We start from the raw sequence: 22,339 nt of genomic DNA on the forward strand, positions 1-22,339 counted from the left end.
ATAAAGGCTTTTTTTATTAATTTATTTCATAAAAATTTACTTTACCAGTAATAAAGCATCTAAGTTTAACACCCATTAATACTTCTCAACTAGATACTGACACCTTTATTTTAAAGACTATTAAAAATAATTTCATTGAAACATTCAGAATAATAAAAGATTAGCTATTTAAATTTATGTGAAAAACAATTTTATTAAATTAACAAAAAAGGTAAGGAGTTTATAATAATATACTCCTTTTTTCATGACTTATTTGTAAATATCATTTTATTTCATACTTTGCACTAAAGCTTTAAATACCCCTATGACAGAAATAACTAGACTTTTTGATTTCCCATATTTCCAGTTGGAAAACAACCCTAACGATGCTGCTTTAGTTACAAAGTATAATGGCGAATGGGTTAAAACGTCTACACAAGAATATGTAGATAAAGCAAATGCTATGAGCAGAGCTTTATTAAAACTTGGGATTAAAAAGGGTGATAGAATTGCTATTATTTCTACAACCAATAGAACAGAATGGAATATTATTGATATTGCCACTCTACAAATTGGAGCACAAAACATTCCTATTTATCCAACTATTTGTGCCGAAGACTATGAATATGTTTTAAATCACAGTGAATCTATTTATTGCTTTGTCTCAGATGCTGAAGTCCTTGAAAAGGTTAATAAAGTTAAAGGAAATACGCAATTAAAAGAAGTCTATTCATTTGATCAAATTAAAGGTTGCAAGCATTATTCTGAGTTATTAGAATTAGGAAAAGACACAATAAATCAAAATGAAGTAGAAGCTAGAAAAGACCAAGTAAAATCCACAGATTTAGCAACCATTATTTACACATCAGGCACAACAGGAAAACCAAAAGGTGTAATGCTTTCACATTGGAATATAACTAGTAACGCTCTATCAAGTAGCCCAAGAGTCCCTTTTAAAGATGGTGAAAAAACTAGAATTTTAAGCTTCTTACCTATTTGCCATGTTTTTGAGCGCGTCCTTATTTATATTTATCAATACACAGGAACGTCTATTTATTATGCCGAGGCTATAGATAAAATTGGAGATAATGCTAAAGAAATAAAACCAAACATGATGAGTGTTGTACCAAGATTACTTGAAAAAGTGTACGACAAAATTATGGCTAAAGCTGAAGAATTAACGGGTATCAAAAAAGCATTATTCTATTGGGCCGTTGGTTTAGGCGAAATATGGGAACCCTATAAACAAAACGGCGCTTGGTACGAATTTAAATTAAGCATTGCCAATAAATTGATTTTTAGCAAATGGAGGGATGCCCTTGGAGGAGAGCTACATACTATGGTTTCTGGAAGTGCTGCATTACAACCCCGTTTAACACGAATTTTTTCGGCTGCAGGCATGCAAGTCATGGAAGGTTATGGACTAACAGAAACGTCTCCTGTTGTCTCTGTAGGACGCTATAAAGATAAAATGTTTAAAGTAGGCTGTGTTGGAATACCAATTGACGATGTTGAAGTTAAAATTGCTGAAGATGGAGAAATTTTAATAAAAGGTCCAAATGTGATGATGGGCTATTATAAAGACCCAGAAAAAACGGCAAGTGTAATGACTGGAGATTATTTCCACACTGGGGATAAAGGAGAAGTTGATACCGATGGTTTTTTAAAAATTACAGGGCGCAAAAAAGAAATGTTTAAAACATCTGGAGGTAAATATATTATTCCAACATTGTTAGAAAACGACTTAAAACAATCACGATTTATTGAACAAATTATGGTTATTGGAGAAGGCGAAAAAATGCCTGCTGCATTAATTCAACCAAATTTCGATTTTATTAAAGATTGGATCGATCATAAAAAACTTTCAGTAGAAAAAAGTAATAATGCCATTGCTAATTCCAAAATTGTTCAGGATAGATTACAACAAGAAGTCAATACTTGTAATCAAAAATTCGGAAAATGGGAACAAATTAAACGTTTTGAGTTAACACCAGACGTTTGGTCAATAGATCAGGGACACCTTACACCGACGATGAAGATGAAGAGAGATGTAATAAAAAAAATGTATACTGCATTAATTGAAAAGATTTACAGACCTTCGTAAAATCTAAAAATAATTTTTCTTCAGTCCCATTGAATTTAATTCCTATTTTTTCTTAATTTTATTATGCACGCATAATAAAATTTTATATATTTGAACTTATCATTTAAATATATGAAAGACAAAACCATAGACTACATCCTAAGAACCACCTGGTTAGCGGTTCAGAAAATGTACAATGAAGAGGCTTTAAAGTTTGGAAGCACTATGGCAACAGGCTTTACTTTACTAAGTATAGACCCTGAAAAAGGAACACCTTCTACAGCATTGGGCCCAAAAATGGGTATGGAAGCTACTAGTTTATCTAGGACTTTAAAAACCATGGAGAAAAAAGGATTAATAACTAGAAAACCTAACCCTAAGGATGGTCGTGGTGTTATTATCTCGCTTACCGATTTTGGTATAGAAAAAAGAGACGCTTCCAAAGACAAAGTGTTGATTTTTAACGAGGCTATAAAAAATAATGTTCCACCAGAAAAACTAAAACACTTTTATGAGGTAGCCGATGTTATAAACGATATGGTTTGTAATAAAAAAATATACAATCAATCTGATAGTTAAAAAAACAATGAGCAAAAGACGTATTAAAAAAATAGCCATTATTGGCTCTGGAATTATGGGAAGTGGCATTGCATGTCATTTCGCTAATATTGGTGTAGATGTCCTTTTATTAGATATTGTACCTAGAGAACTAAATGATAAAGAAAAGGCTAAAGGCTTAACTATAGACGACAAAATAGTTAGAAACAGATTGGTTAATGAGGCGCTTGCAGCATCGTTAAAATCGAAACCCTCTCCTATTTACCATCAAAACTTTGCGAGTAGAATTACCACAGGTAATCTTGAAGATGACATCGCTAAAGTAAAGGATGTTGATTGGATTATGGAAGTTGTAGTTGAGCGTCTAGACATTAAACAACAAGTTTTTGAGAAACTTGAAAAATATAGAACACCAGGGACTTTAATTACAAGTAATACTTCTGGAATTCCTATTAAATTCATGAGCGAAGGCCGTAGTGAAGATTTTCAGAAGCATTTCTGCGGTACTCACTTTTTTAACCCAGCTCGTTATTTAAAATTATTCGAAATTATACCTGGACCTAAAACAGACGCTACTGTTTTAGAATTCTTAAATGGATATGGTGAGCAATTCTTAGGAAAAACCTCTGTTTTAGCTAAAGACACTCCAGCCTTTATTGGAAACAGAATAGGGATTTTTAGCATTCAAAGCTTATTTCACACCGTTAAAGAATTAGATTTAACTATTGAAGAAGTTGATAAATTATCAGGACCAGTGATTGGTCGTCCAAAATCAGCAACATTTAGAACCGTTGATGTTGTAGGTCTAGACACCTTGGTGCATGTAGCCAATGGAATTAGAGAAAACTGCCCGAACGACGAACGTTTAGAATTATTTAAACTTCCAGATTTCATCAATACAATGATGGAAAACAAATGGTTAGGAAGCAAAACAGGACAAGGATTTTATAAAAAGAATGTTTCTTCAGATGGTAAAAAAGAAATTTTAACTTTAGACCTAAACACATTAGAATACCGCTCAGCAAAACGGGCAAAATTTGCAACCTTAGAATTAACTAAATCTATTGATAAAGTTGTAGACCGTTTTAAAGTTTTAGTAAAAGGAAAAGATAAAGCAGGGGAATTTTACAGAAAAAGTTTTGCTGCTCTATTTGCTTATGTTTCAAATAGAATACCAGAAATTACCGACGATTTATATAAGATTGACGACGCTATGAAAGCTGGATTTGGTTGGGAACATGGTCCTTTCCAAATTTGGGATGCTATTGGTGTTGAAAAAGGAATAGAAATCATGAAAGCTGAAGGTTTAGAGCCTGCTGCTTGGGTAAACGAGATGTTAACCTCAGGAAGTTCATCTTTTTACACCGTTAAAGAAGGTGCTAGTTATGCTTATGATATTCCGAAGAAATCACAAGAAAAAATTCCTGGACAAGACAGTTTCATAATTTTAGATAATATTAGAAAATCTAACGAAGTATTTAAAAATTCGGGTGTTGTAATTGAAGATTTAGGAGACGGAATCCTTAATGTAGAATTCCAATCTAAAATGAATACCATTGGTGGCGATGTACTTGCCGGATTAAATAAAGCTATTGATCTTGCAGAACAAGATTTTGCTGGTTTAGTAGTTGGTAATCAAGGTGCTAATTTCTCTGTTGGCGCCAACATAGGAATGATTTTTATGATGGCTGCAGAGCAAGAATATGATGAGCTAAATGGTGCTATTAAATATTTCCAAGATACCATGATGCGTATGCGTTATTCGTCTATCCCAACAATTTCAGCACCTCACGGAATGAGTTTAGGTGGTGCATGTGAGCTTTCTATGCATGCCGATAAAGTTGTTGCAGCTGCCGAAACATATATGGGACTTGTAGAATTTGGAGTTGGTGTAATTCCTGGAGGAGGAGGTTCGAAAGAAATGGCCTTAAGAGCTTCTGATACGTTTAGAAAAGGCGATGTACAGTTAAACACACTTCAAGACTACTTTTTAACTATTGGAATGGCAAAGGTTTCCACTTCTGCCTATGAAGCATTCGATTTAGGTCTGCTACAAAAAGGAAAAGATATTGTTGTGGTAAACAAAGACCGCCAAATTGCTGTTGCCAAGCAACATGCCAAATTAATGGCCGATATAGGGTACACACAACCCGTAAAACGTTCGGATGTAAAAGTACTTGGTAAACAAGCTTTAGGTATGTTTTTAGTAGGAACAGATTCCATGAAAGACTCCAACTATATTAGTGAACACGACGTTAAAATTGCCAATAAACTAGCCTACGTTATGGCTGGTGGAGATTTATCTGAACCAACTTTAGTTACTGAACAATATTTATTGGATTTAGAGCGAGAAGCTTTCTTAAGTTTATGTACAGAGCGTAAAACTTTAGAGCGTATACAGCACATGTTAACTAAGGGGAAGCCGCTTAGAAATTAAAAAAGCACTTGGTATAAAGTATTAAGTACAAAGACAAGTTCACCGTTAATTCTTGGTACTTTATAATAAAATTTTTAAAACTTAAATAAAGATGCACAGATTTGAAGAGTTAAAAATATGGCAAAAAGCAATGGATATTACCAAGCATTGCTGTAGAGCTACCGATAATTTTCCTAAGGAAGAAAAATACGGTTTAACATCTCAATTAAGACGAAGTGCAGTTTCTATTCCTTCAAACATTTCAGAAGGAACTGGAAGAAATACTAATGGAGAGTTTAAACAATTTCTAGGAATTGCAAATGGTTCTTCATTCGAATTATTAACACAATTATATTTATCTAAAAGATTAAATTTAATAACAGAAGAAAAAGTAAGACCTATTATAAAGGAAGTTTTAGAAGTAACAAAAATGAATTATTCACTTCAAAGAACGCTTAGCAAGTCTTAATACTTAATTCTAAAAATCTTAATACTACTATGAGCAAACAAGCTTACATCGTAAAAGCATATAGAACCGCAGTTGGTAAAGCACCAAAAGGCGTGTTCCGTTTTAAAAGAACAGATGAATTGGCAGCAGAAACCATCAAATATATGATGAAAGAATTGCCAGGTTTAGACCCAAAACGAATTGACGATGTTATTGTAGGCAACGCTATGCCAGAAGGTTCACAAGGACTAAACATGGCGCGATTAATCTCTTTAATGGGATTAGATGTTGTTGATGTACCTGGTGTAACCGTAAATCGTTTTTGCTCTTCTGGAGTTGAAACTATAGGTATGGCAACAGCCAAAATACAAGCCGGAATGGCCGATTGTATTATTGCTGGTGGCGCAGAAAGTATGAGTAGCGTTCCTATGACAGGATTTAAACCCGAATTAAATTACGACGCCATTGTAAAAGCTGGTCACGAAGATTATTATTGGGGCATGGGAAATACTGCTGAAGCAGTTGCAAACCAATTTAACGTATCTCGCCAAGACCAAGATGAGTTTGCTTATAATTCGCATATGAAAGCTTTAAGAGCACAAGCCGAAAACCGTTTTCAAGATCAAATTGTACCAATTGAAGTAAAGCAAACTTATATTGATGCTAACGGCAAAAAAGCAACAAAATCATATACAGTAACTAAAGATGAAGGTCCTCGTGCCGGAACAAGCATAGAAGCTTTAGCAAAATTAAGAGCTGTATTTGCTGCCGGAGGAAGTGTAACAGCAGGAAACTCATCGCAAATGAGTGATGGAGCTGCTTTTGTAATGGTTATGAGTGAAGATATGGTTAAAGAATTAAATCTTGAACCTATTGCAAGAATGGTAAATTATGCTGCTGCAGGTGTCGAACCTCGTATTATGGGAATTGGACCAGTAAAAGCAATCCCGAAAGCATTAAAACAAGCAGGATTAAAACAAGACGATTTATCTTTAATTGAATTGAATGAAGCCTTTGCTTCTCAATCTTTAGCAGTAATTAGAGAGTTAAATCTTAACCCCGATATTATTAACGTAAATGGTGGTGCCATTGCATTGGGGCATCCGCTAGGATGTACTGGAGCAAAACTTTCTGTGCAACTTTTTGATGAAATGCGTAAGCAAGATATGAAAGGTAAATATGGTGCAGTTACCATGTGTGTTGGTACAGGACAAGGTGCTTGTGGGATATTTGAATTTTTAAACTAATAAAAACTTAATACTAAACTATAAAATGGCAGATTTAGAAAAAGATATCCTTCGTGGAGGTCAATTCTTAGTAAAAGAAACAAATTGTGAAGATGTGTTTACTCCTGAAGATTTTTCAGAAGAACAAACCATGATGAAAGAATCTGTGATGGAATTTAACGATCGTGAAATCATCCCTCATAAACCACGTTTTGAAGCTAAAGATTATGCTTTAACTGAAGACGTTATGCGTAAAGCTGGAGACATGGGCTTTTTAAGTGTTGCAGTTCCTGAAGCTTATGGTGGCCTGGGCATGGGATTTGTATCGACGGTATTAACCTGCGATTATATTTCTTCTGGAACAGGTTCTTTTAGTACTGCTTTTGGAGCACATACAGGAATTGGCACCATGCCAATTACATTATATGGTACAGAGGAACAGAAACAAAAATACGTTCCTAAATTAGCTTCTGGTGAGTGGTTTGGCGCATATTGCTTAACAGAACCAGGGGCTGGATCGGATGCTAATTCAGGTAAAACAACCGCTGAGTTATCGGCAGACGGAAAATCATATAAAATTAACGGACAAAAAATGTGGATTTCAAATGCAGGTTTCTGTAGTTTGATGATTGTTTTTGCTCGTATTGAAGATGACAAAAATATTACAGGTTTCATAGTAGAATTTGATGCCGAAAATCCTAATGGTATTGTTTTAGGTGAAGAAGAGCATAAATTAGGTATTCGGGCGTCTTCTACACGTCAAGTTTTCTTTAACGACACTGTAGTTCCTGCCGAAAATATGTTAGCAGGACGAGGTGAAGGTTTTAAAATTGCAATGAATGCATTAAATGTTGGTCGTATTAAACTAGCGGCAGCTTGTTTAGATTCACAACGTAGAATTTTAACAACAGCCGTAAATTATGCCAACGAGCGTAAACAATTTAAAACGCCTATTGCAAATTTTGGTGCTATTAAAACAAAATTAGCAGAAATGGCAGCTAGTGCTTATGCCGGTGAATCTGCAACCTATAGAGCTGCTAAAAATATTGAAGATAGAATTGCATTACGTGAAGCGGCTGGAAACTCCCACCAAGAAGCAGAACTTAAAGGTGTTGAGGAATACGCTATTGAGTGTTCTATTTTAAAAGTTGCGGTTTCAGAGGATGTGCAAAATGCAGCAGATGAAGGCATCCAAATTTTTGGAGGTATGGGATTCTCTGAAGAAACACCAATGGAATCTGCTTGGAGAGATGCTAGAATTGCACGTATTTACGAAGGTACTAATGAAATTAACAGAATGTTAGCTGTTGGTATGCTAGTAAAGAAAGCCATGAAAGGCCACGTAGACTTATTAGGTCCTGCCCAAGCTGTTCAGGAGGAATTAATGGGTATCCCGTCTTTTGATACACCTGATTATTCTGAATTATTTTCAGAAGAAAAAGTAATGATTGCTAAACTTAAAAAAACCTTCTTAATGGTTGCCGGTGGAGCAGTTCAAAAATATGGGCCTAAATTAGAAGACCACCAACAGTTATTAATTGCTGCGGCCGATATTTTAATTGAAATATACATGGCAGAATCAGCAATTTTAAGGACAGAGAAAAATGTAAAGCGTACCAGCGAAAAAGAACAATCTGCTCAAATTGCAATGGCTAAATTATATTTATATCACGCCGTAGACATCGTGGAAGAAAAAGGTAAAGAAAGTATTATCTCTTTTGCTGAAGGAGATGAACAACGCATGATGCTAATGGGACTAAAGCGTTTTACTAAATATGTAAACTACCCAGATATTGTAGATTTACGTATCGAGATAGCAGAAAAAGTTAAAGCAGAAAACAAATACTGTTTTTAACATAAATAAATTATAGTGACTAATTCAATTACTAAAAAACGCTTCGAAATTAAATTCGAGGCGTTTTTTTATTAAATTGAGTAAAAATCATCAATAATGAAATTAATTTTAATAGGTTGTTTATGCTTCTCCTCTATTCTACTTGCTCAAGAAGACATAACACTCGAACCAAAACTAGAAAATATCGCTTGGATTTCCGGATACTGGAAAGGCGAAGCTTTTGGTGGAATTACTGAAGAAATATGGAGCGAACCTTCTGGAGGTTCAATGATGGCAACTTTCAAATTAATTAAGGATGGTAGTGTAGCCTTTTATGAAATTGAAATTATCAGAGAAATAGAAAATTCTTTATTACTTCAGCTAAAACATTTCAATAATGATTTAAAAGGATGGGAATCTAAAAATGAAAGTATTGATTATCCTTTACAAAAAATTACCGCATCTAAAGTTGTATTTGATGGCATGACTTTTGAAAAAGTAAATACTAATGAAATGAATGTTTATGTAGATATTCATCAAAAAGATGGAACCATTGAAACTGTAAAATTCAATTATACGAAACAGAAATATTAACAAACACTTAATAATCTTTTTATTTAAATTGCTGAAAATTCAAAATTTAATGAAAAACACCTACTGTATACTTATCGCCTTCTTAATCACACCATTATTTTTTTTAAATGCCCAAGGCTTACTATCTGAAAAAACAAAATTTACAAAGCAAGACACCTTAAGAGGCAGTATTACCCCAGAGCGCGAGTGGTGGGATTTAACCTATTATCATTTAGACATTAAAGTAAATCCAGAAAACAAATTTATTTCTGGTAAAAACACGATTACTTATAAAGTTTTAAAAAGCGATTCTATAATGCAAATTGATTTACAATCGCCAATGAAACTTTTAAAGGCCGTTCAAAATGGTAAAGAATTGAAAATTCGACATGAAGGCAATGCCCATTTTATTTCATTAATTAATAATCAAAAAGCTGATGATATTAACACCTTAGAAGTGTATTATGAAGGCCACCCAAAAGAAGCTATAAAAGCACCATGGGATGGTGGTATATCATGGAAAAAAGATAAAAACGGTAATGATTTTATTGCATCCTCATGCCAGGGATTAGGCGCTAGTGTTTGGTGGCCTTGTAAAGACCATATGTACGATGAAGTGGAAGGCATGAAAATAAGTGTAAACGTACCAAGTCATTTAACCAATGTATCTAATGGAAGGTTAACCCTCGTAGAGCGAATAGGTGATACTAAAACATACCATTGGGAAGTAAAAAGCCCAATAAACAACTACGGTGTAAACATTAATATTGGAGATTACGTCAACTTTTCTGAAGTTTTTGATGGTCAGGGTGGAAATTTAGACCTTGAATATTATGTACTTCGTTATAACCTAGAAAAAGCTAAGGAACAATTTAAGCAAGTCCCTATGATGCTTAAAGCATTTGAGCATTGGTTTGGTCAATATCCTTTTTATAGAGATAGTTTTAAACTTGTTGAAGCGCCTTACTTAGGTATGGAGCACCAAAGTTCGGTTACTTATGGTAATGGTTACCAAAATGGCTATTTAGGAAAAGATTTATCGCGAACAGGCTGGGGTTTAAAGTTCGATTTTATTATTATACATGAAGCTGGGCATGAATGGTTTGCTAATAATATTACCAACAAAGACATAGCCGATATGTGGATTCATGAAAGCTTTACGGCATACTCCGAAAGCTTGTATTTAGATTATCATTTTGGAAAAGAGGCTGGTGCAGAATATGTTATTGGCACCCGAGCAAATATTCAAAATGACAGACCACTAATTGGACTGTATAATGTTAATAATGAAGGCTCTGGCGACATGTATTACAAAGGCGCAAACATGCTGCATACGCTAAGACAACTTATTAAAGATGACGAAGTTTGGAGAAAAATTTTGCGTAAAATGAATGTTGAATTTTATCATCAAACGGTAACAACGCAACAAATTGAAAACTTTTTATCGCAAGAAACAACCATCGATCTATCAGCATTTTTTAATCAATATTTAAGAACTACAAAAATTCCAACTTTAGAATATTCTATCAATAAGAAAGTTTTAAAATACAGATGGACCAATTGTGTGGAAGGTTTCGAAATGCCTATTCAAGTTAAAATTAATAACGAAGACCATTGGATTTCCCCAAAATCTGATTGGCATACTTTTACGTCAGATTCTAAAATTGAAGATGTAAAAGTAGATATTGACTTTTATGTAGAATCGAAAAAGATATAACACAATTGAAGACTCCTGAGCTTTATTTCAAAACACATATAGAATGGCGAACATGGCTCCTTGAAAACCATGACTGCGCTAATGGTGTTTACCTCATCTTTTATAAAGTTGAAAACAAAGAACCTTCAATGCGGTGGGAAGAAGCTGTAAAAGTTGCTTTATGTTTTGGTTGGATAGATTCTACTGTTAAAAGTTTGGGTAAAGGAAAGCGTAGGCAATACTTCTGTAAAAGGAACCCTAAAAGTGTTTGGAGCGCATTAAATAAAACATATATCGAAGAGCTTACCGCGAATTGTTTAATGCACGAAGCTGGCCTTAATAGTATTGAAATTGGGAAACAGAATGGGAGTTGGACAGCCTTAGATAGTGTTGAAAAAGGCATAATACCACAAATTTTAAAAGATGCTTTTGATGAAAACCCTATAGCTTTTGAAAACTTTAAAAATTTCGCACCATCATACAGGAAAAGTTATTTGTATTGGTTAAATCAAGCCAAACGAGAAGCCACTAAAAAAAAGCGCATTACTCAAATAATAGAGTTATGCGCTAATAATATCAAAAGCAGAACCAATTGGTAAAACTTTTTAAGGGTTTATAAAATCGTTAATCGCTGTTAAGGATAATCTTGGATTCGCACCTTCACTTTGTGCTACTAATGCACCAATAGCACAAGCAAAGTCTATAGCTTCTTGGGGATTAATATCGTTAATTAATTGGCTCACTAATGTGCCCAAAAAAGAATCTCCTGCACCTACAGTATCAACAACTTTTATTTGATAACCACTATTGTAATACAATAAACCATCGTATAGCAATACAGCGCCGTGGGGTCCCTTGGTAACACAAACCCGTTTTGTATTTGTTTTTTTTGCTATGAAATGTATATTTTGTTCTAAAGAATTATATTTTGAACCTAAAAGCCTACTTACTTCATAAAGTTCATCATCATTAAATTTTATAAAATCGGCCTTATTCATCAAATAAACCAAAGTATCTTCTGAAAAATGTGGTGGTCTTAAATTAAGATCAAAAATTTTATAATTCGCATATTCCAAAAGCTTATACAGTGTTTGTTTTGAAGTATCATCGCGCGTAATTAAACTTCCAAAAACTAAGGCATTTGAAGCTTTTACTGTATCAATTATAACCTCTTTACATTCTATTTTATCCCAAGCACTTGGATATTCAATGGTGTAAGAGGCAGAACCTTTTTCATCTAAAACAACTTTAACTTCTCCTGTCTTATAATCATCCAGCACTTGAATACATTCCGTATTAATGCCATTTTCATTTAAATAGCTCAGTATTTCTTTACCAAGATTATCATTCCCAATGGCACTAATCATAGCCACATGATTATTAAATGATTTTGCTCTAAGCGCAACATTTAAAGGGGCACCTCCAATTTTCTTATGATTAGGAAATACATCCCATAGAATTTCTCCATAACTAACTATGTTCGCCATAATGGAATAAATTTAATATATATTAGATTCCATAGTACGTTGATTAATAGAGCTTCTAAACACCTCTAACATACGCTTAGCAATACCTGTCCAACCAAAATTACGACGTGCAAAACGAGCGCCTTCAACAGATAATTCATTTCTTAATTTAGGATATAAAAGCGGCATAGCCATCATAGCTCCAAACTCTTTTGGGCGATGCGGATCCGCGAATAATCCTTGTTTTCCAAAATCTATTAAATCACACAACCCTCCATGAACAGTTATTATACTTGGGGTTCCACAAGCCATAGCTTCAATAGCAACCATCCCAAATGGCTCATATCTAGAAGGCATTACAAATATATTTGCAGACCTATATACGTTTGCTAAATCCTCATCGGCAATATAGTTTTTCCAAGATATTTTATCTGCAATCCCTAACTCTTCTGCTAATTTTTTGAGTTTTTTAATACCTTGATTATCTTGATCGGATTGATCGCCACCAATAGCTGCAACCAATCGTGCCTCGGGACATAACTCGAATACTGTGGGTAAAGCTTGGAATAGTAAATCGTAGCCTTTGTTGTGTGCCATTCTACCTAATGCTAAAATATCTGTAGGTTGAATGTCGTACTTGGCGCGTATTCTGTCGTTTTCTTTTGAAGGCACTGGAAAAAAACGATTTTCGTCAATTCCAGGAGGAATCATGCCACAGTTTTTAGGCAACACATCATATTGCTTAGTTAATAAATCGACTTGAGGAAGTGTTGTAGCAATAACGTAATTACACATTTGATACACGAAATATTCTTTTCTTATCCGCTCTTTAAAACGGTACGTCTTTTCCATTTCTTTCTCGTCCATATCGCTCCCCATACTATGTTGCTTCCACCACCCTAAGGAATGTGGTGTATGTACATGAGAAATACCCAATTCTTCAGCTATTTTTTGTCCTGCCCAACCTGCATCCCAATAATGTGAATATACTACATCGTATTTTTTACGTTCCTTTTTAATGGCTGCCAAAGTATTGGTAACAAATTTTTTAAGATGATCGTGCATATCCTCTTTTCTAATAAACTTTTTACCACCAAAGGGAATTCGCCAAACGCTGTAGTTTTCATCTACATAGTCGTATTCGGGTTGATCTTCAAATTGTCGAGTTACTAAATCAACTCTTTTTCCTAGTCTGCTAAAACGATCAGCAAGTTCTAAAACATATACTACTTGTCCGCCTGTATCAGGTTTTCCTAATTCTGCATTTGCTCCAACATAGCCATGTAGAGAGATCATCAATATCGATTTCATAGTGTTTTGCTTTAGTTATTATATTAATTATTTAATTATTTTTAAATCATGGCAAGCAGAGATGTATTGAGCTGCCGACCATGCCTGGTAAGCTTTCCCCATGGGTTTTCCGGTAGTACCATGAGCCCATTCGGTAAACTCCCACTCTACATTTATACCTTCTTTATTTATTAAAGCGAGTTTATGTAACTCTGCTATTGCGATATCCCTAAAACCTAGCTTGTTTACAAACTTTACCCAAAAACCACCTACAAATGGCCAAATACCGCCATTGTGATAATGGTTTGGGAGGTTTAATAAATTAACTGTGTAATATGGTCTCCAATCTGGATCGCCAGGGCTTACAACAGGATACACATTGGCTACCGGAAAAGGGTCGTTAACACCAACACCCCACATAAACTTGAAGGTTTGATGTGCTTTTTCAGCATCTATAGTACCATGTAAAAAGGCTAAAATATTCCCTAAAGTATCGCAACGCCAACTAAAATCGAAAGGTGTTGTTTGCGCAATTAAGTAAGAGGTATCTCCTAATGTAAATTGCTTTTCGGCAAAAGAAACCGATTGAAATAATTGCTGTTGTGTAGAAGGCCAAAAGTTTTGCAAAATTTCCTTTTTAATAACTTGCGACCATCTAATATGCTCGCCAGCTTCTTCATGATCGCCCAACATTTCCATCATACGACCAAAACAAACATTAGCCCGGTACCATAGAATTTCATCGTAAAGAATATTATAACTTCTCCCGAATAAATCTGTCCAATCTCCAGCTTCAGGAATTTCTAACAAAGCATCATTATTACTATCGTGCGCTCCTAACCAACGCATAGTTTCCTTTATATCGGCAATATGACTTCTTAAAAACTCAATATCTTTGGTTTCGTTTACATATTCATAAAAAGCAATAACCACCCAAATACCACTATCAATAGAGCAAATACCACCTACACCAGAATAATCAGGAATATTATCTTTAATACGCACGTTTGAAGGAATTTGACCGTTGCGAGAAATGTGCTCAAACAAGGTTAAAAGTGTCTGTCTTGCACATTTATGAAGGTCTTTATCTTTATGAATTAAAGGCAATGCACCAATTACGGTTATGGCGCCATCTCTAGCCCAAACGCTATAATAATTCTCGTCGGTTCCATGTGCCACATTATCTTTTATAGAGCAAGCAGAAAACCCAAGTGGTGTAATATTCTTTTTTAAAGCTAATACTGCTTTTTCATATCCTTCGCGAATTAAAGCTACCTTTTCATCGGCATCCTCGGCTGCTAAACTTTCTGACTCTTGTTTTATAAAGAAATCATCTTTATGATCAATATTTGTAACATCTTTCGCTACATTGGGTAAAATGCCATAGTAAACCAACCCTTCAATGATACCATCACTTTTTTCTTTTTCGGTGTGATAAACTTGTCTGTGTTTTGTGTATTGATATAATTCTTCGTGTGCATTAGCAACCACAATTCCTTTAACGTTCGGCATATCAAACATAGCAGAATCATTACCACTATCTCCGGCTACTAAAACCGAGTCTGGTTTTATATCTAACTTTTTTGTTAGCCATTGTAAGGCATTACCTTTGTTGGCAAATTTTGGAAGAATATCTAAAAACTTATCTCCAGAATACACCACATTAATACTCATGTTAGCATTTTCAAAACCTTTTTCTACACTAGTTATAAGTTCTGGACTAGCATTATGGAAAAAATAACTTCTTTTATAAGCATGTTGAAACTTTGTAGGCTGATCACTAATAGGATGGTCTATGTTTTGAATTAAATCTTCAACAGCTTTTAAGTCCCAACCATCATCAAGCACATTATTAAATTCTTTTACAACGCATTTGTCCTTATAATTATAAATGTGTGTACCCACACCAGAAATTATATAATCAGGCTCCGGAAGGATACCTTTATCAATTAAATTAAGTACATCATCAATTAATCGCCCTGTATTATAGGTTAGAACAATATCTTTAGGTTTATACTTTTTCCAGGTTTTTCGAAAATTACTTTTATGAGTGTGAAAGTCTATTAATGTATTATCAATATCGAAAGAAAGGAAGTTAATTTCTGGCTTATTTTTGTCTTTAATTTTGCTCATATAAAAAATCTACAAATTTTACTTTTTTAATGTTTTTTACTTCATTTTGGTAAAAATTAATAGATTTTCGATGTAAAAACAAGAAAAACAGGCTAATTTTAAATATTAATCTAATAGTGATAATTAGCAAGCCTTACTTTAAGAAATATGAAAAATAGGTTAAACCATTTTGCAAATTTGATAATGGAGTAAAAACTAAAATGCTGTAATAGAAAACTATAGTTCCATTACAGCATTTTAAAAATTTAGTATATGTATTTAGTGATTAGATACCACTTATAAAACTACCATAAGGGTCTTTAAATTGAATCCCTTCGGTAAATCTATGTTTACTTAATAATTTATACTCAACCAGAGCCCAAAGCACAAACTCTTTAACAAAGCAAGCATCCTCTTTTGATACGTTTGGTTGAAATTGACCAATAAGATCATCTAAAGGTGAAATACCATTTAATAAGCTTTCATATTCTTTATCGCGCAATTCGTCCAATAACTCAAAGCCTTCTTTCTGATTAAAAAACCATGATACAATATCATCGTACGGGCTTTCTTCATCTTGCTTTTTAAGCTTTCCTATTTTAGGAAAAAGATCTTCAAATAATCTTTTTACAGCTTCCCCTATTAAATTGAAAGCTACCGAAGCTGCTCCTTCTTGCTCCCCTTCATAAACCAATTCAACCTTTCCTGTTATAGCAGGAATTATACCCACAAAATCGGATAACCTTAATGTTGTTTGCTTATCTCCATTTATTAAAGCCCTTCTTTCGGCGGTACTTAACAAGTTTTCTAAGGCTGTTATACTTAATCGTGCACTCACCCCACTTTTAGCATCGATAAATTCACTTTCTCTGGCTTCGAATACAATTTGCTCTAGTAAATCTCTTGCTAAATCTGGAACTTTTACCATTTCATTTTGACCTTCAACTATTTTTGCTTCTTGTTCGGTAATTCGTCTTGCCGTCTCAATATTTTCGGGATAGTGTGTTAAAATCTGAGACCCTATTCTATCTTTCAAAGGGGTTACAATACTTCCTCTATTTGTATAATCTTCCGGGTTTGCAGTGAATAAAAACTGTATATCTAAAGGTAACCTCAATTTAAACCCTCTAATTTGAATATCCCCTTCCTGTAAAATATTAAATAAGGCCACTTGAATTCTAGCTTGTAAATCTGGTAATTCGTTAATTACAAATATGCATCGATTTGCTCTAGGTATCATACCATAATGTATAACACGATCATCGGCATAACTTAATTTTAAATTAGCTGCTTTTATAGGATCGACATCACCTATGATATCCGCAACCGTTACATCTGGCGTTGCCAGTTTTTCGGCAAAACGCTCACTACGGTGTAACCATACTATAGGTATATCATCACCCTTGTCTTTAATTAATTCAACAGCATATCTTGAAATTGGTTTTAAAGGATCGTCATTTATTTCGGAACCTTCAACAATTGGAATATATTCATCTAACAAATTTAGCATTAAACGTGCTAAACGCGTTTTCGCTTGCCCTCGTAAACCTAGTAAGTTGATATTGTGCCTTGATAAAATGGCGCGTTCCAACTCTGGAATTACCGTGTTTTCATAACCATGAACACCTTTAAACGTCGTTTCTTTATTTTTTATTTTATTAATTAGATTATCCCTTAATTCATCTTTAATAGATTTTGATTGATAACCTGAAGCTTTTAATTCTCCTAGTGTTGTTATATTTTCTATTTTCATTTTATACCTTTTGGCCATTTGCTTTTATCTATTGGCAAAGCTCTTATAAAAAAGCTAAAGACTAATATCCAATTGCTAACAGCTAATTAATTATCCTTTAATTCTTTTTTTTCTGTTTGTTTCGTAATCTTCAAAAATCATTTCACCTAAACCTTTAAGCCCAGTATAAAATGCTTTCCCTTGGTTGGCATAAGTAAACTCTCTTACAAATTGCATTAAATAACTATCTTGAGCAATCATAAATGTGGTAATTGGAATATGCAGTTTTCTGGCTTGTTGAGCCATCATGTAACACTTGTTTACAATATGAGAATCTAAACCATTACTATTTTTATAATATTGACCATCGGGTAATCGCAAACAACTTGGTTTTCCATCGGTAATCATAAAGATTTGTTTGTTTGTATTTCGTTTTCTACGTAATAAATCCATTGCTAATTGCAAACCAGCAACGGTATTAGTATGATAAGGTCCTACTTTTAAATAGGGTAAATCTTTTATTTCTATTTGCCATGCATCGTTACCAAAAACTAAAATTTCTAAGGTGTCTTTGGGATATCTTGTAGTTATTAATTCTGCCAAAGCCATGGCTACTTTTTTAGCAGGTGTAATTCTATCTTCACCATATAGAATCATACTATGACTAATATCTATCATCAAAACGGTACTCATTTGTGATTTATGCAGGGTTTCTTCAACCACCAAATCGTCCTCGGATAATGTAAAATCACCAATACCATGATTAATTTGCGCATTTTTTAAACTTTCGGTCATAGACACTTTATCTAAAGCATCACCAAACTGGTAATTTCTAAAATCGCCAGTATGCTCATCGCCTACGCCGGGGCTTTTACTCTTATGGTTTCCTTGTCCGCTGCGTTTAATTTTTCCGAAAATATGATCTAAAGCTTGTTGTCTAATGGCGCGTTCCGTTTTAGCAGTTATAGCTAAGGTTCCATTTCCATCAGGATCAATTTCTTCTCGTAAATAGCCTTTTAGTTTTAAGTCTTCAATAAAATCGTCTATTGTATATTCCGGTGTAGTAAGCTTATATTCTTTATCCAACTCACGAAGCCAATCGATAGCTTCATCAAAATCGCCAGAAGTATGCGTAATTAACTCTTTGAAAATTTCAAAAAGTTTATCGAATGGCGATTGAAAAGGTGATTCGTATGTTTTAAAAACGAAGCCTTTTCTATAGTTTATATTGTTTTTCATAGCCCTATAAAAATACTATATTTTTCAGGACATTAAAACCTATAATTGTTTTTATATTTTCTTTAACAAGAAATACTAAATAAGGTTACTCTACACGCTTTAAACCATTAAGGTCTTCAATTTTAATAAATTTACCTACGGTAGTAATTAAACCTTCCTTTTTAAATTGAGAAAGTACACGAATTGCAGATTCTGTGGCCGTACCAACTATACTTGCATAATCCTCACGGGATAAAAGTACGCTTAAAGTTCCATCTGGATTTACTCCAAAACTATTGTAAATATAAACCAACGTTTCTGCTAAACGTTGTTTTACAGATTTTTGTGCCATATTTACAATAATATCATCGGCTTCTTTTAAATCATTAGCCATATCTTGTAAAACATCGAACGAGAATTTAGGGTTTTTTTGAAGATCTGCAATAATCTCACTTTTTGGAATAAAACAAACTTCCATATCGTTTAAAGCAACCGCTTGTAAATTTGAACTCTCGTCGCTAATTAAAGAACGTTGCCCTAATAGTTGCCCTTTTACAACCATTTTTACAATTTGATCTTTTCCGTTTTCACTAAGCTTAGATAGTTTACAAACCCCATCCTTTACACAATACACACCGTTTAAGGTATCGCCTTCTTCAAAAATAACTTCCCCCTTTTTAATAATTTTAGAGGTTTTACAAGCAGAAATACGAACCAACTCATCTTTGGTTAAAGATTTTAAAGAATTAAATTGTTTAATAATACACTGTTCGCACTTACTCATACCTCTTTTATTATTTTGAAAGTTCTGTAAAAATAAATAAATCATGACTAATATCATATTTTATTTTTTGCTAAATAGTAACCTTTGCCGCAGGTATAAATGAGCAAATTATATGGGACATAAAACATGTTACCATTGTGGATTAGATTCTACAACTTCAGATATTATATATGATAACAAACCGTTTTGTTGCAACGGCTGTAAAACGGTGTACGAAATATTCTCGGTAAACGATTTAACATGTTACTACGATTTACAAAACGCCCCGGGGGCCACGCCTAAAGAAATTGAAGGCAAATATAATTTCCTAGACAATGCTAAAATTGTTGAAAATTTATTAGAGTTTAACGACGAGAAAACTCAGATTGTTACACTATATATCCCTCATATCCATTGTAGTTCTTGTATTTGGGTACTAGAAAACTTAAATAAACTTCACCCTTCTATAAGCTCATCTATTGTAAATTTTGGAAAGAAAACGGTTCGCGTAAACTATCATACCAATACCTTTAGCATTAAGGAATTAGTAACACTTTTAAGCAGTATTGGCTATGAACCTTTTATTAGTTTGGATGACTATAGTGTTGGTAAAAAAAATGTAAACCGATCGCTTATTTATAAACTTGGTGTTGCAGGGTTTGCCTTTGGAAACATTATGTTTTTGTCGTTTCCGGAATATTTTGAATCCACAGAATTTTGGCTAGAACAATACAAGCAATTATTTAGATGGCTCATGTTTTCGTTTTCGCTCCCAGTTGTTTTTTATTGTTCACAAGACTATTTTATCTCAGCATACAAAGGTCTAAAATCGAAACTCTTAAACATTGATGTACCTATTGCCTTGGGCGTTACTGTTTTATTTTTAAGAAGTACTGCTGAAATAGTGCTAGATATAGGAACAGGCTTTTTTGATAGTTTAGCCGGCCTTGTTTTCTTTTTATTACTCGGTAAATTTTTTCAACAGAAAACCTATAATTTTTTATCATTTGAAAGGGATTATAAATCGTATTTCCCTATTGGAATTACTAAGATTGATGCCAATAAAAAAGAAACCTCTATTCAAGTTTACGATATTAAAAAAGGTGACCGACTTTTAATTAGAAATGAAGAACTTATTCCGGTAGATTGTATTTTAATAAATGGTAAAGCCAAAATTGATTACAGTTTTGTAACTGGTGAATCGGAAACCGTATCCAAACAATCGGGCGACAAACTTTTTGCTGGCGGAAAACAACTAAATGGTAGTATTGAAATAGACGTTTTAAAAACGGTAGAGCAAAGTTATTTAACCCAATTATGGAGTAATGATATTTTTAACAAAAACAAAGAAGACAGTTTTACAAACCTAACCAACGCCATTAGTAAAAAGTTTACAATTGCCATATTATCTATTGCGTTTCTTGCCACAGGATTTTGGTTATTACATGACTCAACAAAAGCGTTAAATGTATTTACTGCAGTTCTTATTATTGCTTGCCCTTGCGCTATTGCTTTAGCTGCACCTTTTACTTTTGGTAATATGCTACGTATTTTTGGAAAGCAAAAATTCTATGCCAAAAACGCTTCGGTAATTGAACAATTAGCAGCTATCGACACCATTATTTTTGATAAAACAGGAACCATTACAGCTAATAAACAAACAACCATCGCCTATGATGGTTTTGAACTTTCGGCTAATGAAGAATCTTTATTAAAAAGCACCTTACGTAACTCTAACCACCCTTTAAGCAGATCGTTGTATTCCCTTTTAGCAAAAAACGACATTGTAACTGTAGATGATTACATAGAGCATATTGGCAAAGGAATTACCGCAAAACACAACCAAGACTCAATAAAAATAGGATCTGCTCCCTATGTAGGACACACTCTTGAAACGGCTACTTTAAATACTGCCGTACATATTAGCACTAACAATCAATACAAAGGGAAATTTACGTTTTATAATAAATACAGAAAAGGACTTTCCAAGTTATTTAAAACACTTAAAAAGAACTACGACCTAGTCATTTTATCTGGTGATAATGCCGGCGAAAAGGAGAATTTAACAAAATTATTACCAGCCAAAACAAAGCTACTTTTTAATCAAAAACCAGAGGACAAATTAGAATACATAAAACACCATCAAAATTCTGGTGCAAAAGTATTAATGATTGGTGATGGCTTGAATGATGCAGGTGCATTAGCACAAAGTGACGTAGGTATTGCAATTTCTGAAAATGTTAATGTGTTTTCGCCAGCTTGTGATGCTATATTGGACGCCACCAAGTTTAATAAATTACACTATTTTATTAAGGCCTCAAAATCAGCTATAAAAATTATTAAATGGAGCTTTTTGTTCTCATTTATCTATAATATTATTGGATTATATTTTGCCGTTACTGGGCAATTAGCACCTGTAATCGCTGCTATACTTATGCCTTTAAGCTCTATAAGCATTGTCGTGTTTACAACCATTAGCACAAATGTTGTGGGTAAAAAACTAAACTAATGACAGACTGTAAACTGAGAAGAACAGAGACGACATTGAATACTGACTTTGAAGGATAGTGCGTTAGGGATTGTAGTGGATAGCCCACAGGTTTGCCAATTTTTATTAGCGAATCGAGGACTTGTAACGAAAAGCTCGACCTCCTTTTCGAGGAAACGCCCGAATAAAATAATGAAACATGATAAATGTCATGTTTTAAAAAACAGCATAAAAGTACTTTTGAACCGTAACTTCTAATAGGTATGAGCGTTATATATATTTTACTTGCAATTAGCATTATAGTTGCTATTGGCTTTTTTGTGGCATTTATTTTTGCTGTAAAAAGTGGGCAGTATGACGATAGTTATACACCATCGGTACGTATGTTATTTGAGGACGAATTAATTAAAGATAAAACAGAAAAAACAATACTAACCAAAAAAGATTAATAATTATA

17 protein-coding genes are annotated in these 22,339 nt (G+C 33.7%); 11 read left to right on the plus strand and 6 right to left on the minus strand.

Features of this window, described 5'->3' with window-relative positions:
• Positions 1 to 304 precede the first annotated feature (304 nt).
• The 9 genes from ABJM36_RS05030 to ABJM36_RS05070 all read left to right on the plus strand — a co-directional run bounded on the left by ABJM36_RS05030 (position 305) and on the right by ABJM36_RS05070 (position 11,412).
• Positions 305 to 2,083, plus strand: coding sequence for an AMP-dependent synthetase/ligase (locus tag ABJM36_RS05030; RefSeq protein ID WP_348449826.1), 1,779 nt, complete (start codon positions 305 to 307; stop codon positions 2,081 to 2,083).
• Between the two features lie 111 nt (positions 2,084 to 2,194).
• Positions 2,195 to 2,641: a MarR family transcriptional regulator gene (locus ABJM36_RS05035; protein ID WP_348449828.1), complete on the plus strand. Its 447-nt coding sequence runs from the start codon at positions 2,195 to 2,197 to the stop codon at positions 2,639 to 2,641.
• Between the two features lie 7 nt (positions 2,642 to 2,648).
• Positions 2,649 to 5,057 (plus strand): 3-hydroxyacyl-CoA dehydrogenase/enoyl-CoA hydratase family protein, encoded by a 2,409-nt coding sequence (locus tag ABJM36_RS05040; protein WP_348449830.1) that lies wholly within the window; start codon positions 2,649 to 2,651, stop codon positions 5,055 to 5,057.
• Positions 5,058 to 5,148: 91 nt separating this feature from the next.
• Positions 5,149 to 5,505: a four helix bundle protein gene (locus ABJM36_RS05045; protein ID WP_348449832.1), complete on the plus strand. Its 357-nt coding sequence runs from the start codon at positions 5,149 to 5,151 to the stop codon at positions 5,503 to 5,505.
• 29 nt (positions 5,506 to 5,534) lie between these two features.
• Positions 5,535 to 6,731 carry an acetyl-CoA C-acyltransferase gene (locus ABJM36_RS05050; RefSeq protein WP_348449834.1) on the plus strand — a complete coding sequence of 399 codons (1,197 nt, stop codon included), beginning with the start codon at positions 5,535 to 5,537 and terminating at the stop codon, positions 6,729 to 6,731.
• Positions 6,732 to 6,756: 25 nt separating this feature from the next.
• A complete protein-coding gene (locus ABJM36_RS05055) occupies positions 6,757 to 8,565 on the plus strand; it encodes an acyl-CoA dehydrogenase family protein (RefSeq protein WP_348449836.1) in 1,809 nt (602 codons plus the stop codon).
• 96 nt (positions 8,566 to 8,661) lie between these two features.
• Positions 8,662 to 9,138, plus strand: a complete 477-nt coding sequence (locus tag ABJM36_RS05060) for a DUF6265 family protein (protein ID WP_348449838.1) — start codon at positions 8,662 to 8,664, stop codon at positions 9,136 to 9,138.
• Positions 9,139 to 9,187: 49 nt separating this feature from the next.
• Positions 9,188 to 10,834, plus strand: coding sequence for a M1 family metallopeptidase (locus tag ABJM36_RS05065; RefSeq protein ID WP_348449840.1), 1,647 nt, complete (start codon positions 9,188 to 9,190; stop codon positions 10,832 to 10,834).
• Between the two features lie 5 nt (positions 10,835 to 10,839).
• A complete protein-coding gene (locus tag ABJM36_RS05070; protein WP_348449842.1) occupies positions 10,840 to 11,412 on the plus strand; it encodes a YdeI/OmpD-associated family protein in 573 nt (190 codons plus the stop codon).
• Between the two features lie 6 nt (positions 11,413 to 11,418).
• Here ABJM36_RS05070 and ABJM36_RS05075 read toward each other — a convergent pair whose 3' ends face one another.
• The 6 genes from ABJM36_RS05075 to ABJM36_RS05100 all read right to left on the minus strand — a co-directional run bounded on the left by ABJM36_RS05075 (position 11,419) and on the right by ABJM36_RS05100 (position 19,415).
• The gene (locus ABJM36_RS05075; protein ID WP_348449844.1) at positions 11,419 to 12,300 is read right to left on the minus strand and encodes a carbohydrate kinase; all 882 of its coding nucleotides are present in this window, start codon (positions 12,298 to 12,300) and stop codon (positions 11,419 to 11,421) included.
• A gap of 12 nt (positions 12,301 to 12,312) precedes the next feature.
• Complete coding sequence (locus ABJM36_RS05080; RefSeq protein ID WP_348449846.1) at positions 12,313 to 13,590, minus strand: glycosyltransferase; 1,278 nt, start codon at positions 13,588 to 13,590, stop codon at positions 12,313 to 12,315.
• A gap of 27 nt (positions 13,591 to 13,617) precedes the next feature.
• Positions 13,618 to 15,702: an HAD-IIB family hydrolase gene (locus ABJM36_RS05085; protein WP_348449848.1), complete on the minus strand. Its 2,085-nt coding sequence runs from the start codon at positions 15,700 to 15,702 to the stop codon at positions 13,618 to 13,620.
• Positions 15,703 to 15,967: 265 nt separating this feature from the next.
• Positions 15,968 to 17,434, minus strand: coding sequence for a magnesium chelatase (locus ABJM36_RS05090; RefSeq protein WP_348449850.1), 1,467 nt, complete (start codon positions 17,432 to 17,434; stop codon positions 15,968 to 15,970).
• A gap of 90 nt (positions 17,435 to 17,524) precedes the next feature.
• Positions 17,525 to 18,652: a VWA domain-containing protein gene (locus ABJM36_RS05095; RefSeq protein ID WP_348449852.1), complete on the minus strand. Its 1,128-nt coding sequence runs from the start codon at positions 18,650 to 18,652 to the stop codon at positions 17,525 to 17,527.
• 85 nt (positions 18,653 to 18,737) lie between these two features.
• Complete coding sequence (locus ABJM36_RS05100) at positions 18,738 to 19,415, minus strand: Crp/Fnr family transcriptional regulator (RefSeq protein WP_348450168.1); 678 nt, start codon at positions 19,413 to 19,415, stop codon at positions 18,738 to 18,740.
• A gap of 112 nt (positions 19,416 to 19,527) precedes the next feature.
• On the opposite strand from ABJM36_RS05100, the gene ABJM36_RS05105 reads away from it, so the two are divergent.
• Positions 19,528 to 21,903, plus strand: coding sequence for a heavy metal translocating P-type ATPase metal-binding domain-containing protein (locus tag ABJM36_RS05105; RefSeq protein WP_348449854.1), 2,376 nt, complete (start codon positions 19,528 to 19,530; stop codon positions 21,901 to 21,903).
• Between the two features lie 242 nt (positions 21,904 to 22,145).
• A complete protein-coding gene (gene ccoS / locus ABJM36_RS05110; protein WP_348449856.1) occupies positions 22,146 to 22,331 on the plus strand; it encodes a cbb3-type cytochrome oxidase assembly protein CcoS in 186 nt (61 codons plus the stop codon).
• Positions 22,332 to 22,339 lie beyond the last annotated feature (8 nt).

Source organism: Algibacter sp., assembly GCF_039977455.1.
Classification (GTDB): Bacteria; Bacteroidota; Bacteroidia; order Flavobacteriales; family Flavobacteriaceae; genus Algibacter_B.

Excerpts from the sequence above, each read along its gene's own strand:
- ABJM36_RS05100 (WP_348450168.1), bottom strand. The coding sequence starts at position 19,415 with ATGAGTAAGTGCGAACAGTGTATTATTAAACAATTTAATTCTTTAAAA.
- ABJM36_RS05045 (WP_348449832.1), top strand. The coding sequence starts at position 5,149 with ATGCACAGATTTGAAGAGTTAAAAATATGGCAAAAAGCAATGGATATT.
- ABJM36_RS05040 (WP_348449830.1), top strand. The coding sequence starts at position 2,649 with ATGAGCAAAAGACGTATTAAAAAAATAGCCATTATTGGCTCTGGAATT.
- ccoS (WP_348449856.1), top strand. The coding sequence starts at position 22,146 with ATGAGCGTTATATATATTTTACTTGCAATTAGCATTATAGTTGCTATT.
- ABJM36_RS05065 (WP_348449840.1), top strand. The coding sequence starts at position 9,188 with ATGAAAAACACCTACTGTATACTTATCGCCTTCTTAATCACACCATTA.
- ABJM36_RS05050 (WP_348449834.1), top strand. The coding sequence starts at position 5,535 with ATGAGCAAACAAGCTTACATCGTAAAAGCATATAGAACCGCAGTTGGT.
- ABJM36_RS05090 (WP_348449850.1), bottom strand. The coding sequence starts at position 17,434 with ATGAAAATAGAAAATATAACAACACTAGGAGAATTAAAAGCTTCAGGT.
- ABJM36_RS05080 (WP_348449846.1), bottom strand. The coding sequence starts at position 13,590 with ATGAAATCGATATTGATGATCTCTCTACATGGCTATGTTGGAGCAAAT.
- ABJM36_RS05105 (WP_348449854.1), top strand. The coding sequence starts at position 19,528 with ATGGGACATAAAACATGTTACCATTGTGGATTAGATTCTACAACTTCA.
- ABJM36_RS05095 (WP_348449852.1), bottom strand. The coding sequence starts at position 18,652 with ATGAAAAACAATATAAACTATAGAAAAGGCTTCGTTTTTAAAACATAC.
- ABJM36_RS05085 (WP_348449848.1), bottom strand. The coding sequence starts at position 15,702 with ATGAGCAAAATTAAAGACAAAAATAAGCCAGAAATTAACTTCCTTTCT.
- ABJM36_RS05030 (WP_348449826.1), top strand. The coding sequence starts at position 305 with ATGACAGAAATAACTAGACTTTTTGATTTCCCATATTTCCAGTTGGAA.
- ABJM36_RS05055 (WP_348449836.1), top strand. The coding sequence starts at position 6,757 with ATGGCAGATTTAGAAAAAGATATCCTTCGTGGAGGTCAATTCTTAGTA.
- ABJM36_RS05075 (WP_348449844.1), bottom strand. The coding sequence starts at position 12,300 with ATGGCGAACATAGTTAGTTATGGAGAAATTCTATGGGATGTATTTCCT.
- ABJM36_RS05035 (WP_348449828.1), top strand. The coding sequence starts at position 2,195 with ATGAAAGACAAAACCATAGACTACATCCTAAGAACCACCTGGTTAGCG.
- ABJM36_RS05060 (WP_348449838.1), top strand. The coding sequence starts at position 8,662 with ATGAAATTAATTTTAATAGGTTGTTTATGCTTCTCCTCTATTCTACTT.